Annotated in this window: 8 protein-coding genes, 2 tRNA genes and 2 rRNA genes; 9 read left to right on the top strand and 3 right to left on the bottom strand. The window is 59.6% G+C overall.

The annotated features are described in order from the left end of the window. Positions 1-51 precede the first annotated feature (51 nt). The 3 genes from ACJA3S_RS19845 to ACJA3S_RS19835 are packed head-to-tail and all read left to right on the top strand — an operon-like array spanning position 52 to position 3,109. On the top strand, positions 52-2,040 hold the full coding sequence (locus ACJA3S_RS19845) for an FUSC family protein (protein ID WP_406819718.1): 1,989 nt from the start codon (positions 52-54) through the stop codon (positions 2,038-2,040). After that, entirely contained in the window at positions 2,027-2,233 is a 207-nt protein-coding gene (locus ACJA3S_RS19840; protein ID WP_406819717.1) for a DUF1656 domain-containing protein, read from the top strand. The genes ACJA3S_RS19845 and ACJA3S_RS19840 overlap by 14 nt, the downstream gene beginning before the upstream one ends. Positions 2,234-2,245: 12 nt before the next feature. Next, positions 2,246-3,109, top strand: a complete 864-nt coding sequence (locus tag ACJA3S_RS19835) for an efflux RND transporter periplasmic adaptor subunit (protein ID WP_406819716.1) — start codon at positions 2,246-2,248, stop codon at positions 3,107-3,109. Between the two features lie 86 nt (positions 3,110-3,195). Here ACJA3S_RS19835 and ACJA3S_RS19830 read toward each other — a convergent pair whose 3' ends face one another. Next, complete coding sequence (locus ACJA3S_RS19830) at positions 3,196-3,954, bottom strand: SDR family NAD(P)-dependent oxidoreductase (protein WP_406819715.1); 759 nt, start codon at positions 3,952-3,954, stop codon at positions 3,196-3,198. Positions 3,955-4,066: 112 nt separating this feature from the next. Here ACJA3S_RS19830 and ACJA3S_RS19825 point away from each other — a divergent pair, with 112 nt between their 5' ends. Beyond that, a complete protein-coding gene (locus tag ACJA3S_RS19825; RefSeq protein WP_406819714.1) occupies positions 4,067-4,975 on the top strand; it encodes a LysR family transcriptional regulator in 909 nt (302 codons plus the stop codon). A 261-nt stretch (positions 4,976-5,236) separates the two neighbouring features. Then, on the top strand, positions 5,237-5,566 hold the full coding sequence (locus ACJA3S_RS19820; protein WP_406819713.1) for a DUF2025 family protein: 330 nt from the start codon (positions 5,237-5,239) through the stop codon (positions 5,564-5,566). 2 nt (positions 5,567-5,568) lie between these two features. Here the strand turns inward: ACJA3S_RS19820 and ACJA3S_RS19815 are convergent, their stop codons facing one another. Continuing rightward, positions 5,569-8,154, bottom strand: a complete 2,586-nt coding sequence (locus ACJA3S_RS19815) for an EAL domain-containing protein (protein ID WP_406819712.1) — start codon at positions 8,152-8,154, stop codon at positions 5,569-5,571. Positions 8,155-8,289: 135 nt separating this feature from the next. Next, positions 8,290-9,186 carry a formate/nitrite transporter family protein gene (locus ACJA3S_RS19810; protein ID WP_406819711.1) on the bottom strand — a complete coding sequence of 299 codons (897 nt, stop codon included), beginning with the start codon at positions 9,184-9,186 and terminating at the stop codon, positions 8,290-8,292. Positions 9,187-9,645: 459 nt separating this feature from the next. On the opposite strand from ACJA3S_RS19810, the gene ACJA3S_RS19805 reads away from it, so the two are divergent. The 4 genes from ACJA3S_RS19805 to ACJA3S_RS19790 all read left to right on the top strand — a co-directional run bounded on the left by ACJA3S_RS19805 (position 9,646) and on the right by ACJA3S_RS19790 (position 14,585). Next, a 16S ribosomal RNA gene (locus ACJA3S_RS19805) occupies positions 9,646-11,182 on the top strand. An 85-nt stretch (positions 11,183-11,267) separates the two neighbouring features. Then, positions 11,268-11,344, top strand: a tRNA-Ile gene (locus ACJA3S_RS19800). 24 nt (positions 11,345-11,368) lie between these two features. Further along, positions 11,369-11,444, top strand: a tRNA-Ala gene (locus tag ACJA3S_RS19795). Positions 11,445-11,693: 249 nt separating this feature from the next. Then, positions 11,694-14,585: ribosomal RNA gene (locus ACJA3S_RS19790) — 23S ribosomal RNA — on the top strand. The 16S and 23S rRNA genes sit together here with 2 tRNA genes alongside, the layout of an rRNA operon. Positions 14,586-14,661 lie beyond the last annotated feature (76 nt).

Raw genomic sequence — 14,661 nt, 5'->3', positions numbered from 1 at the left:
CTTCCTGCCATTGTCTATCTTTGAACAAGTCAACCCCGCAAGGTCCGCCTCGTGCCTATCACCCTCCAGGCCCTGTTCGCCCCCAGCAGTCTCGCCCTCAAGTTCGCCATCAAGACCCTGCTCGGTGGCGGCCTGGCACTGTGGCTGGCGATGCGCTGGGGCCTGGAGCAACCGGCCTGGGCGTTGATGACGGCCTTCATCGTCGCCCAGCCGCTGTCTGGCATGGTGGTTCAGAAAGGCCTGGCGCGGCTGGCCGGGACGCTGGTCGGCACGCTCATGTCGGTGCTGTTCATTGGCCTGTTCGCCCAGGCCCCCGGCCTGTTCCTGCTTACCCTGGCCCTGTGGCTGGCCCTGTGCACTGCCGCTTCCACCCAATTGCGCAGCGCCTGGGCCTATGCCTTCGTGCTGGCCGGCTACACCGCCGCGATCATCGCCTTGCCGGCCATCGACCATCCGCTGCAGGTGTTCGACCAGGCCGTCGCACGCTGCACCGAGATCTGCCTGGGGATCTTCTGTGCCACCGCCAGCAGTGCACTGCTGTGGCCCATGCGCGTCGAACAGCAACTGGGCGGGCAGGCCCGCCAAGCCTGGCAGAATGGCCTGCAGGCTGCGAATGCCATGCTCGGCGGTGAGGACGAGGCGCGCAAAGGCTTGCTCGAGAGCCTGGGGCGTATCGTTGCCATCGACAGCCAGCGCGAACACGCCTGGTTCGAAGGCAGCCGTGGCCGCCAGCGTGCCCGCGCCATTCGTGGCCTGAGCCAGAAGCTGATGGTCCTGCTGCGGATTTCCCGCTCGGTGCGCCGCCAATGGCGACAACTTGACGAACACGAGGCCGGACGCCTTGCGCCTTGGCTGGAGCAGGTTCGGGCATTGCTGGGCAAGCCCGAGCCGCCCAGCCTGCTGGTGCTGCGTCAGCGCATCTGGGACGCAGCCCACGATGAACAGATCAGTTCGGCAGAGCACTACTGCCTGGCGCGCATGGCCTTGCTGCTGGATTACGCCATGGCCGCCAGCCAGGCGCTGGAGGATGTGGAGGCGGGCAGGGCGCCCAGGGATGTGGCCCAGGGCCTGGCAGTGCATCGCGACTGGTCGCTGGCCTTGCTGTTCGGCTCACGCAGTGCGCTGGCCTTTCTGGTAATGAGTGGCTTCTGGCTGGCCACGGCGTGGCCGTCGGCACCGGGTGGGCTGGTGCTGACCTGTGTGGTGTGCAGCCTGTTCGCCAGCCGCGAGAACGGCGCCCAGATCGGCCTGAGCTTCTTGCGCGGAATCTTCCTGGCGATACCTGCGGCGTTTCTGGTCGGGCAGATACTGTTACCGCAATGGAGCAGCTTCGCCATGCTCTGCCTGGGCATGGGCGTGCCGCTGTTTCTGGGGGCCCTGGGGATGGCGCATCCACGCACCGGGGCCACTGCCACCTCCTATTGCCTGCACTTCATCGTGCTGGTTTCGCCGCTTAATGCCATGCAGTTCGGTGTGGCCACGTTGCTCAACAGTGCCTTGGCCATGCTGGTCGGTGTATCGGCAGCGGTAATGGCCTTCCGCTTGCTGGTGTTTCGCCACCCGGCCTGGTTGGGCCGGCGCTTGCGCGCCGCGACTCAGAGTGACCTGGCACGCCTGACCCGGCGCGACCTGCGCGGCGCCGACACCTGGTTTGGCGGGCGTATGGCCGACCGCCTGATGCAACTGGCGCGGCATGCCAGCGAACTGCCCGATAGCGAGCGCAAGCGCTGGGATGACGGCCTGCACGGGCTGGATATCGGTGATGAGCTGGTGCACCTGCGCATGTGCCTGGCCGTCGCTCAGGCCCCACTGGGCCAGGCCGAGCGCGACTACCTGCAGCAGCTGGAAACGGTGCTGGCCAGGGGGCCGGCGCCCGGGCGTGGTCATAGCCTGGATGCCATTAGCGAGGTATTCATAGGTGCCCTGCGCCGGCAGCCCTCGAGCGACCCGCTGCGCTTGGCCGAAGGGGCGGTGTTGCAATTGCAGAAAAGCTGGCGCAAGTGGTGCCACTGGCAGGAGGAAGCCCATGGGGTTGCGTGAATGGGAAGTCGGCGGCGTGCTGTTCAGCCCGTTCCTGGTCTATGTGTTGCTGGCGCTGGTGCTTACTGGCGTGTTGCGCCTGGTGGTGCAGGCTACGCCGTTGGGGCGCTGGATCTGGCATGAAGCGCTGTTCGATGCGGCACTGTTCGTTTGTGTGTTGTTCCTGGTGGTGCGACTGCTGGGGCCTTTATAAAGGAGTGTTTCGATGCGTGCGGCCGTACGTATTCTGGTGACCTTGTGTGTGGTGGCCCTGGCGGTGTTCGCCGGCTACCTGCTGTGGCAGTACTACATGCTCACCCCCTGGACGCGCGATGCCCGCGTGCGCGCCGATGTGGTGGTGATCGCCCCGGACGTATCGGGCTGGGTGCGTGAGCTGAAGGTCCGTGACAACCAACAGGTCAAGGCGGGCGACCTGTTGATGACCATCGACCGCGAGCGCTTCCAGGCGGCGTTCGACCAAGCCAGCGCCGTGACCGAAACCCGTGCCCAGCAGCTGCGCCTGCGCGAGCGTGAAGCGGCGCGGCGTACCGCCCTTGGGCCAGAAGCGATCAGTGCCGAGCTGCGTGAAAACGCCCAGATCAATGCGGCCATAGCGCGTGGCCAATTGCACGAGGCCGAGGCGCAGTTGCAGATTGCCAGGATCAACCTGGCACGTAGTGAGGTACGAGCACCTCGCAGCGGGCATATCACCAACCTGCGGCTGGCCGAAGGCAACTATGTGAACGCCGGGGAATCGGTGATGGCGCTGGTGGACGATGCGACCTTCTATATCCAGGCCTATTTCGAGGAAACCAAGCTGCCGCGCATCCGCGTGGGCGACACGGTGAAAGTCTGGCTGATGGGCGCAGGCGAGCCGATGCAAGGGCACGTCGAGAGCATCAGCCGCGGCATCACCGACCGCAACAGCAACCCGGACAGCCAGTTGCTGCCGGAGGTGGAGCCGACCTTCAACTGGGTGCGCCTGGCGCAGCGCATCCCGGTACGCATTCGCCTGGACCAGGTGCCGGAGGGGGTGGCCCTGAGTGCGGGGATGACGGCGAGTGTGCAGGTGCATGAGGACTTGAAGTAGCTGCCAAGGCCGTTGCGCAGCGGTTTGTATTGCTGTGAGCGGCCTGGTGTCGCGATGGGCCGCAATGCGGCCCGGAAATTCGCGGTTCAGAGAAACATCCCGCCCGACACCTCCAGCCGCTGCCCGGTGATCCAGCCATTGCCGTCTTCGAGCAACAGCGCAATCGCCGCGCCGATATCATCTGGCAATCCCACCCGCCCCAGCGCCGTGTTGCCGGCGATGTATTCATTCACCTGGCGGTTATCCCTTACCACACCGCCGCCGAAATCGGTCTCGATCGCCCCCGGCGCCAGAATGTTCACGCGAATGCCGCGCGCGCCGAGTTCCTTGGCCTGGTAGCGGGTCAACACTTCCATCGCGCCCTTCATCGCGGCGTAGGCGGCATATCCTGGCAGGGCGAAGCGCGCCAGGCCGGTGGAGATGTTGACGATGCGGCCATTGTCCACCAACAGCGGCAACAGCCGTTGGGTAAGGAAGAACGGCCCTTTCAGCTGGATGTTCAGCAATTGGTCGAACTGCGCCTCGCTGGTCTCGGTATACGGCACGTTCAGCCCGATCCCGGCATTGTTCACCAGAAAGTCGAAACGCTCGCGGCCAAACTGCTGTTGCAGGGTGGTTGCCAGGCGCTCGGCGAAGCCGGCGAAACTGCTGCTGTCGCCAACGTCCAGCGGCAACATGGCGGCCTTGACCCCGGCTTGTTGCAGGCGGGTGGCCACGTCCTGGGCTTCGTCCGCCTTGCTGTGGTAGGTGCCGATCACATCGATACCGCGTGCGGCCAGGTGTTCGGCGGCGTTGCGGCCGAGGCCGCGGCTGGCGCCAGTGATGAGGGCAATCTTGCGGGTCATGGTGAATACCTCATGGTGGGTGGATGAGGACAGGTTATTGGTCAGCCAAGTACTGTTAAATCCAGCGAATATGGAAATACTGTTCGGTGAAACCGGATAAAAGGAGGCTGGAGTGAACAAGCTGGAGTTGTTGCGCACCTTTGTGCGCGTCAGTGAAGTCAGCAGTTTCACCTTGGCGGCAGAAAGCCTGGGGCTGCCACGTTCGACCGTGTCGGAGCAGGTGAGGGCGCTGGAACGCATGCTCGGTACGCAGCTGTTCAACCGCACCACCCGCCGGGTACGGGCCACCCAGGACGGCGTGTTGCTGTATGAGCGCAGCAAGGACCTGCTGTCGGGCATGGACGAGATCGAAAGCCTGTTTCGGGCCGACGATGCCGAACTGGCCGGGCGCCTGCGTATCGACCTGCCGACGATGATGGCCCGTCGGCTGATCATCCCGCTGCTGCCGCAGTTCCTGCAGCGCTTTCCACGCCTGGAAGTGGAGCTGAGTTGCACCGATCGCCAGGTCGACCTGTTGCGCGAAGGCTTCGATTGCGTGATGCGCATCGGTGCCCTGCATGACCTGGATGTAGCGGCGCGGCCGGTCGGGCAGCTGAGCATGTGCAATTGTGCCAGCCCAGCCTACCTGGCTCGCTACGGTGTGCCTCGCACGTTGCAGGACCTGGCCGGCCACCAGTTGGTGCACTATGTACGCACCCTGGGCGGGCGCAGCGCCGGGTTCGAGTACTTGCACGGCAATGAAGTGCGCTACCAGGCCATGGCCGGTGTGGTCACGGTCAACAATGCCGAGGCGTATTCGGCTGCTTGCCTGGCCGGGCTGGGGCTGATCCAGGTGCCGGCGGTGGCCGTGACCGAGCACCTGCAGCGCGGCGAGTTGGTTGCCGTGCTGCCGGGCTGGCAGGCGCCGGCCATGCCGGTGTCACTGCTGTATGTCCGGCAACGGCACGTGCCGCGCCGGGTACAGGCATTCATGCAATGGCTGGGCGAGGTCCTGCGCTCACAGGTCGACGGCGGCAACTGAGCGGTGAAAAGCGTGGCATCCGTGCCGCGGCTTGCGTTAGGCTCTGTATGAAAAGTCTTGAGACGTAGGTCAGGCAAGGCGAAAACAGCCGAGGAAGCGGAGTGTGCTGGAGTACATGAGCATTCCGAGGCTGTTTTCAACGCAGCATGAACAAGTATCAAGGCTTTTCGTACAGAGCTTAGGCTTCGCCCATGAGTTGCCCGCAGAGGCGACCCTCCCGCCTGGCGTGCGTATCTTCCAATTTCTTTGCGAGGTTACGTCATGGCCATCACTTCTCAGGACATCTGCAACGCTGCCGACCAGCTCAAGGGTTTTGTCGGGTTCAATGGCAAGCGCGGCGTGCACATCGTGCGCTTTTCCGAAGACGCGTTCGGCATGGACGTGGCCGATGCCAGCATCACACCTTGCAGCGAGTTTGTCTGGCGGCCCGAGCAGGGGCAGCGCATGGCGCTGTGCCGCGAACGGTTGGCGCTGTTGCTGGAACAGCACGTCGATGAGCGCTTGAACATCGGTGAGCCGCTGCGTGCCTACATGCGTCGTCACGATCTGCCGGAAATCGTCGCCGAACGCAGCCTGCAGCAGCCTTGCTGAAGCTACAGGTACGGGGCCGAGCGCTCGGCGGCTTGCTGCCACAACGCCTCGAGCCCTGCACTGTCCAGTGGCCGGCTGAGATAATAACCCTGCACCTCATGGCAGAGGTCCTTCTCCAGCATCTCGAGCTGCTGCTCGCTCTCCACCCCTTCAGCTGTCACCGTCAGCCCCAGCGCCTTGCCCAGGCTGATGATGGCCTGGACCACGGCGCGGTCGCTGCCACCACCGCTGCCGAGGCCGCCGATGAAGCGTTTGTCGATCTTGATGCTGTCGAACGGGTAGGTGCGCAGGTAGCCCAGTGACGAATAACCGGTACCGAAGTCGTCCATGTTCAGGCGCACACCCAGTTCCTTGAGTGCCAGCATGGTGCCCAGCGCGCCTTCGATATCGTTGAGCATCACATTTTCGGTGATTTCCAGCTCCAGGCGCTGGGCAGGGAATGCGGTGTCCAGCAGGATCTCGCGGACATCCGCCACCACATCGCTGCGCAGGAATTGGGCCGGTGACAGGTTTACCGAAACCAGCACGTCGGCAGGCCAGTCCAGGGCGGTGCGGCAGGCTTCGCGCAGCACCCAGCGGCCCAGCGCGACGATGATGTCGCTGTGTTCGGCCAGCGGGATGAAGGTATCCGGCCCGAGTAGCCCTTCCTGCGGATGCTGCCAGCGCAGCAAGGCCTCGACGGCGACGATGCGCAGGTCGTTGAGGCGGTAGCGCGGCTGGTAATGCAAAACGAACTCCTGATTGCGCAGGGCCCGGCGCATGTCGTTCTCCAGCTGGCGGCGGTACTGGATCTGCTGGTTCATCTCGGCCGCGAAATAGCGCCAGGTATTCTTGCCGTCGGCCTTGGCCTGGTACAGGGCGATGTCGGCGCAGCGGATCAGCTCGCCGGCATCGAAGCCCTGGGTTCGGGTCTGGGCTACGCCGATGCTGGCGCCGACGTGCAGGGGCTGGCTGTCGAACACGATGGGCTGCTGCAGCAGGGCGATCAGGCGCGCACAGAAACTGTCGATTTCGCTGCGGTTGTCCATGCCGCTGAGCACCAGGATGAATTCGTCGCCGCCCAGGCGGGCGACCAGGTCGCCATCGCGCGTGCTGTCGCGCAGGCGCGTGGCAACTTCCAGCAGCACGGCGTCGCCAGCGGTATGGCCGAGGGTGTCGTTGATCGGTTTGAAGTCGTCGAGGTCCAGCAGCAGCAAGGTCATCGGCGGCGAGTCACTGCCGCGCAGCAGCGCCTGCTCCAGGTGCCGGGCGAGCTTGTTGCGGTTGGCCAGCCCGGTCAGCGGGTCATGCAGCGACAGGTGCTGGATGCGGGCGTGCGCGTCGACTTCATCGGTGATGTCGCTGGCGGTGCCGCGGTAACCGACGGGTTTGCCGTCGTACCAGATGGCACGGGCCGAAATCCGGCAATAGCGGTTCTGGCCATTCTGGTCGCGGTAGGTACAGCGCAGGTTGGCCAGCTGTTGCGGGTCGGCCATGGCCAGGCTGTCCAGCCACGGCGACAGAGGGGTGGTATCGCAGGCCAGCAATTGGTTGAGCGGCTGGCCGAGCCAGTCGCTCACCGGGTAGCCAGTGACCTTGCTGAAGCGTTGCGACAGATAGCTCAGGCGTTGGTGTCGGTCAGTTTCCCAGATCCAGTCGGATGCCGACTCGGCTACTGCGCGAAAGCGCTGTTCGCTGGCCTCCAGGGCCTGGTTGCTCTGCTGCAGGCGGGCGAGCGTGAGGTCGATTGCCCGCGAACTGCGCAAGGCGTGGCGAAACAGGTACAGCATGACCAGGCCGAGAATCAGCAAGGCACCTGCCAGTGGCGGCAACACCGCCTGCAACAGCTGGCGCCCCGGCATTGGGTTGTTCCAGGACAGGTGGAAGCCGGTGTTGCCGAGGTCGATGTGCAAATGCTCGTGTTCCCCGACGTCGTCCTTTTCCACGTGCAGGCTGTTCAGGCCGACCCCGGTGCCTAGCCGTGCCAGCTTGTCCTCGGTGAGCTGATCGACAAACAGCATCACCGGCGCCTGGCTCACCTCGTTCTCGCTGACCTCCCGGTCCGGGCGCACTGCCGCGGCACTGAGTACCGCCGGCCAACCATTGAACAGGACGAAACGGCTGATCTGTTCACGGGGTATGGCCGCCGCACGGGCCTGGTCGATGATCGGCTGCAGCGCTTCTTCTATATAGGTACTGGCGGCCGCCTGGGTAGGCTGGCCTTTGAACAAACCGTAGGTGGTACGCGTGTCGTCCACCACGAATACCCCTTCGTAGCCGCTGGCGCTGTACAACGACTCGCCCACGTTCTTTTCTTCATAGGCCCATTTCCAGTCGGTCTGCCCTGCCAGGTGCTCGTACGCGGCATCCCATACCGCGTAGGCAGACAGGAACTGGCGCGAGGCGAGAAGGCGTTGTTCCAACGCCAGGTTCGCCTGCATGGCACTGCGCTGGCGCTCCTGCTGGTCAAGCTTGCCGGCGATGTTGAACAGCGCGCCGACGATAACCAGGCAGGCCAAGCCGAAAACAGCGCTGAAGCCGGCGATGAGGCGACGCACCTGGAAGCGCGGTGTGGGGCTGGCGGGTGCAAGGTTGGCGGTCCTGGCCATGCGCGAGCGGCTCCTTCAGGAAGCCTCCCGCCAAGCATTCAGGAAGGAGGTTCAATCAGGATAGGCCAGCTTGAGCGTGGCAGCCTGGCCGCCGGCAAAAATGCAGGGCAGCCAGGCGAACCGGCGTTTTGCGGCTTACGTTTGGCCGTCGTTGCGGCGACGCCCGCCTGCCGGGTTGCCTTTCAGCAAGCGCGAGGGTGGCTTGCCGCTGTCACTGCGCACCTGCGCATGGCTGATCAAGGCGAAGATGAAGCTGCCACCGATGATGTTGCCGGCCAGTGTCGGCAGGGCGAACTCCAGCCAGAAACTGCGCCAGGTTTCATCACCGGCCCACACCAGGTAGGACACTTCGACCGAACCGACCACGATATGGGTGAAGTCGCCCAGGGCCATCAGGTAGGTAATCATCAGGATGATCCAGATCTTGGCGTGCTCCATCGACGGAATCATCCATACCATGGTGGCGATCATCCAGCCCGACACGATGCCTTTGGCGAACATCTGGCTGATATCGTTGTGCATGACCTTGCGGCCCACCTCGAGGAAGGCTACGTCGGTCTTGGCGTCGAAGATCGGCAGTTCCAGCATGACCCAGGCCACCAGCAGGGTGCCGGCCAGGTTGCCAAGCAGTACCACGCACCACAGCCGCAGCAGGCGCCCGAAATTGGCCAGGGTGGGAGAGGTCATGACCGGCAACACGGCGGTCAGGGTGTTTTCCGTGAACAGCTGCTGACGCGCCAGGATCACGGCAAGAAAGCCGGCACTGTAGCCGATGCTGGCGACCACCTGGGCACTTTCGCCCTGTGGCAGGCGAGCATAGAACAGGCCCATGGCCATGAGTGAGAGGCCCATGGACAAACCGGCAGCCAGGGCCGACCACCACAGTGCAGCGAGGGTCCGCTCCAGCTCCTGGTCGCCCTGGTAGCGAATGATCTCGTGCAGTACCGCCGCGCGGGGCGGTTGGTTCAAGCTGACTTCCTGTTCCTCATCCGCCGACAGGCCCGGGGTTTTCTCGCTTTGCGCATCGCTCATGGCCGCTCCGCTCCGTTGGGGGGTGTTCCTTTACAGATCCACGGCGTTTTGATTAGTTGCCCGGGTCACCGCCAACGCTGCAGAAAGTTTTTTCAGATCAAGGTGTTGACTCTGATTTCAAAGCGCGTATTATTCGCCTCCTCGCAGCGATGAACGCTTCGGGGCAAGCGGTAAGTGATTGAAGTTCAAAGGTTTCGAAAGAAGCTGGCGGTAAAAAACTTCAAAATAAACGCTTGACAGCAAATGAGGAAAGCGTAGAATGCGCGCCTCGGTTGAGACGAAACGCTCTTAACCAAACGCTCTTTAACAAATCGAATCAAGCAATTCGTGTGGGTGCTTGTGAGTACGGACTGATAGTCAAAAAGATTATCAGCATCACAGGTGGCCATGCGAGAAATCACATAGTCATTTGAGATTGCTGAGCCAAGTTTAGGGTTTCTTAAAAACCCAAGCAGTATTGAACTGAAGAGTTTGATCATGGCTCAGATTGAACGCTGGCGGCAGGCCTAACACATGCAAGTCGAGCGGATGACGGGAGCTTGCTCCTTGATTCAGCGGCGGACGGGTGAGTAATGCCTAGGAATCTGCCTGGTAGTGGGGGACAACGTTTCGAAAGGAACGCTAATACCGCATACGTCCTACGGGAGAAAGTGGGGGATCTTCGGACCTCACGCTATCAGATGAGCCTAGGTCGGATTAGCTAGTTGGTGAGGTAATGGCTCACCAAGGCGACGATCCGTAACTGGTCTGAGAGGATGATCAGTCACACTGGAACTGAGACACGGTCCAGACTCCTACGGGAGGCAGCAGTGGGGAATATTGGACAATGGGCGAAAGCCTGATCCAGCCATGCCGCGTGTGTGAAGAAGGTCTTCGGATTGTAAAGCACTTTAAGTTGGGAGGAAGGGCAGTAAGTTAATACCTTGCTGTTTTGACGTTACCGACAGAATAAGCACCGGCTAACTCTGTGCCAGCAGCCGCGGTAATACAGAGGGTGCAAGCGTTAATCGGAATTACTGGGCGTAAAGCGCGCGTAGGTGGTTCGTTAAGTTGGATGTGAAAGCCCCGGGCTCAACCTGGGAACTGCATCCAAAACTGGCGAGCTAGAGTACGGTAGAGGGTGGTGGAATTTCCTGTGTAGCGGTGAAATGCGTAGATATAGGAAGGAACACCAGTGGCGAAGGCGACCACCTGGACTGATACTGACACTGAGGTGCGAAAGCGTGGGGAGCAAACAGGATTAGATACCCTGGTAGTCCACGCCGTAAACGATGTCAACTAGCCGTTGGAATCCTTGAGATTTTAGTGGCGCAGCTAACGCATTAAGTTGACCGCCTGGGGAGTACGGCCGCAAGGTTAAAACTCAAATGAATTGACGGGGGCCCGCACAAGCGGTGGAGCATGTGGTTTAATTCGAAGCAACGCGAAGAACCTTACCAGGCCTTGACATGCAGAGAACTTTCCAGAGATGGATTGGTGCCTTCGGGAACTCTGACACAGGTGCTGCATGGCTGTCGTCAGCTCGTGTCGTGAGATGTTGGGTTAAGTCCCGTAACGAGCGCAACCCTTGTCCTTAGTTACCAGCACGTTATGGTGGGCACTCTAAGGAGACTGCCGGTGACAAACCGGAGGAAGGTGGGGATGACGTCAAGTCATCATGGCCCTTACGGCCTGGGCTACACACGTGCTACAATGGTCGGTACAGAGGGTTGCCAAGCCGCGAGGTGGAGCTAATCTCACAAAACCGATCGTAGTCCGGATCGCAGTCTGCAACTCGACTGCGTGAAGTCGGAATCGCTAGTAATCGCGAATCAGAATGTCGCGGTGAATACGTTCCCGGGCCTTGTACACACCGCCCGTCACACCATGGGAGTGGGTTGCACCAGAAGTAGCTAGTCTAACCTTCGGGAGGACGGTTACCACGGTGTGATTCATGACTGGGGTGAAGTCGTAACAAGGTAGCCGTAGGGGAACCTGCGGCTGGATCACCTCCTTAATCGACGACATCAGCCTGCTGATGAGCTCCCACACGAATTGCTTGATTCATTGTAAAAGACGATGTTGTAACGCGACCCTGTTATAGGTCTGTAGCTCAGTTGGTTAGAGCGCACCCCTGATAAGGGTGAGGTCGGCAGTTCAAATCTGCCCAGACCTACCATTACATGGTTCAGCCGTAGAATACGGGGCCATAGCTCAGCTGGGAGAGCGCCTGCCTTGCACGCAGGAGGTCAGCGGTTCGATCCCGCTTGGCTCCACCACTTTCTGCTGTTGTGAAATGTTGCACTTGATCAAACTCAGAAATGAGCATTCGCTTCGAATGTTGATTTCTGACTTTTGTCAGATCGTTCTTTAAAAATTCGGATATGTGATAGATATAGACTGATGGCCAGTTTCACTGCTGGTTAATCAGGCTAAGGTAAAATTTGTGAGTTCTGCTCGAAAGAGCAACATGCGAATTTTCGGCGAATGTCGTCTTCACAGTATAACCAGATTGCTTGGGGTTATATGGTCAAGTGAAGAAGCGCATACGGTGGATGCCTTGGCAGTCAGAGGCGATGAAAGACGTGGTAGCCTGCGATAAGCTTTGGGGAGTCGGCAAACAGACTGTGATCCAGAGATCTCTGAATGGGGGAACCCACTCAGCACAAGCTGAGTATCTTGTACTGAATACATAGGTGCAAGAGGCGAACCAGGGGAACTGAAACATCTAAGTACCCTGAGGAAAAGAAATCAACCGAGATTCCCTTAGTAGTGGCGAGCGAACGGGGACCAGCCCTTAAGTTGATTTGAGATTAGTGGAACGCTCTGGAAAGTGCGGCCATAGTGGGTGATAGCCCCGTACACGAAAATCTCTTGTCAATGAAATCGAGTAGGACGGAGCACGAGAAACTTTGTCTGAACATGGGGGGACCATCCTCCAAGGCTAAATACTACTGACTGACCGATAGTGAACCAGTACCGTGAGGGAAAGGCGAAAAGAACCCCGGAGAGGGGAGTGAAATAGAACCTGAAACCGTATGCGTACAAGCAGTGGGAGCCTACTTTGTTAGGTGACTGCGTACCTTTTGTATAATGGGTCAGCGACTTATATTCAGTGGCGAGCTTAACCGAATAGGGGAGGCGTAGCGAAAGCGAGTCTTAATAGGGCGTTTAGTCGCTGGGTATAGACCCGAAACCGGGCGATCTATCCATGGGCAGGTTGAAGGTTAGGTAACACTGACTGGAGGACCGAACCGACTACCGTTGAAAAGTTAGCGGATGACCTGTGGATCGGAGTGAAAGGCTAATCAAGCTCGGAGATAGCTGGTTCTCCTCGAAAGCTATTTAGGTAGCGCCTCATGTATCACTCCAGGGGGTAGAGCACTGTTTCGGCTAGGGGGTCATCCCGACTTACCAAACCGATGCAAACTCCGAATACCTGGAAGTGCCGAGCATGGGAGACACACGGCGGGTGCTAACGTCCGTCGTGAAAAGGGAAACAACCCAGACCGTCAGCTAAGGTCCCAAAGTCATGGTTAAGTGGGAAACGATGTGGGAAGGCTTAGACAGCTAGGAGGTTGGCTTAGAAGCAGCCACCCTTTAAAGAAAGCGTAATAGCTCACTAGTCGAGTCGGCCTGCGCGGAAGATGTAACGGGGCTCAAACCATGCACCGAAGCTACGGGTGTCATCTTTGATGACGCGGTAGAGGAGCGTTCTGTAAGCCTGTGAAGGTGAGTTGAGAAGCTTGCTGGAGGTATCAGAAGTGCGAATGCTGACATGAGTAACGACAATGCGAGTGAAAAACTCGCACGCCGAAAGACCAAGGTTTCCTGCGCAACGTTAATCGACGCAGGGTTAGTCGGTCCCTAAGGCGAGGCTGAAAAGCGTAGTCGATGGAAAACAGGTTAATATTCCTGTACTTCCAGTTATTGCGATGGAGGGACGGAGAAGGTTAGGCCAGCCTGGCGTTGGTTGTCCAGGTTTAAGGTGGTAGGCTGGAATCTTAGGCAAATCCGGGATTTCAAGGCCGAGAGCTGATGACGAGTTGCCTTTAGGCGACGAAGTGGTTGATACCATGCTTCCAAGAAAAGCTCCTAAGCTTCAGATAACTGGGAACCGTACCCCAAACCGACACAGGTGGTTAGGTAGAGAATACCAAGGCGCTTGAGAGAACTCGGGTGAAGGAACTAGGCAAAATGGCACCGTAACTTCGGGAGAAGGTGCGCCGGCGAGGGTGAAGGACTTGCTCCGTAAGCCCATGCCGGTCGAAGATACCAGGCCGCTGCGACTGTTTATTAAAAACACAGCACTCTGCAAACACGAAAGTGGACGTATAGGGTGTGACGCCTGCCCGGTGCCGGAAGGTTAATTGATGGGGTTAGCGCAAGCGAAGCTCTTGATCGAAGCCCCGGTAAACGGCGGCCGTAACTATAACGGTCCTAAGGTAGCGAAATTCCTTGTCGGGTAAGTTCCGACCTGCACGAATGGCGTAACGATGGCGGCGCTGTCTCCACCCGAGACTCAGTGAAATTGAAATCGCTGTGAAGATGCAGTGTATCCGCGGCTAGACGGAAAGACCCCGTGAACCTTTACTATAGCTTTGCACTGGACTTTGAATTTGCTTGTGTAGGATAGGTGGGAGGCTTTGAAGTGGGGACGCCAGTTCTCATGGAGCCATCCTTGAAATACCACCCTGGCAACTTTGAGGTTCTAACTCAGGTCCGTTATCCGGATCGAGGACAGTGTATGGTGGGTAGTTTGACTGGGGCGGTCTCCTCCCAAAGAGTAACGGAGGAGTACGAAGGTGCGCTCAGACCGGTCGGAAATCGGTCGTAGAGTATAAAGGCAAAAGCGCGCTTGACTGCGAGACAAACACGTCGAGCAGGTACGAAAGTAGGTCTTAGTGATCCGGTGGTTCTGTATGGAAGGGCCATCGCTCAACGGATAAAAGGTACTCCGGGGATAACAGGCTGATACCGCCCAAGAGTTCATATCGACGGCGGTGTTTGGCACCTCGATGTCGGCTCATCACATCCTGGGGCTGAAGCCGGTCCCAAGGGTATGGCTGTTCGCCATTTAAAGTGGTACGCGAGCTGGGTTTAGAACGTCGTGAGACAGTTCGGTCCCTATCTGCCGTGGACGTTTGAGATTTGAGAGGGGCTGCTCCTAGTACGAGAGGACCGGAGTGGACGAACCTCTGGTGTTCCGGTTGTCACGCCAGTGGCATTGCCGGGTAGCTATGTTCGGAAGAGATAACCGCTGAAAGCATCTAAGCGGGAAACTTGCCTCAAGATGAGATCTCACTGGAACCTTGAGTTCCCTGAAGGGCCGTCGAAGACTACGACGTTGATAGGTTGGGTGTGTAAGCGCTGTGAGGCGTTGAGCTAACCAATACTAATTGCCCGTGAGGCTTGACCATATAACACCCAAGCAATTTGCTGACGCAGATTGCGGTGGTGAAGATGATACGAACCGAAAGTTCGCAACGAACCACG

Source organism: Pseudomonas sp. KnCO4 (assembly GCF_045344305.1).
Taxonomy (GTDB): Bacteria; Pseudomonadota; Gammaproteobacteria; order Pseudomonadales; family Pseudomonadaceae; genus Aquipseudomonas; species Aquipseudomonas anuradhapurensis.
Note: the sequence above shows the minus strand (reverse complement) of the source record. Positions and strands in the feature narration are given on the sequence as shown.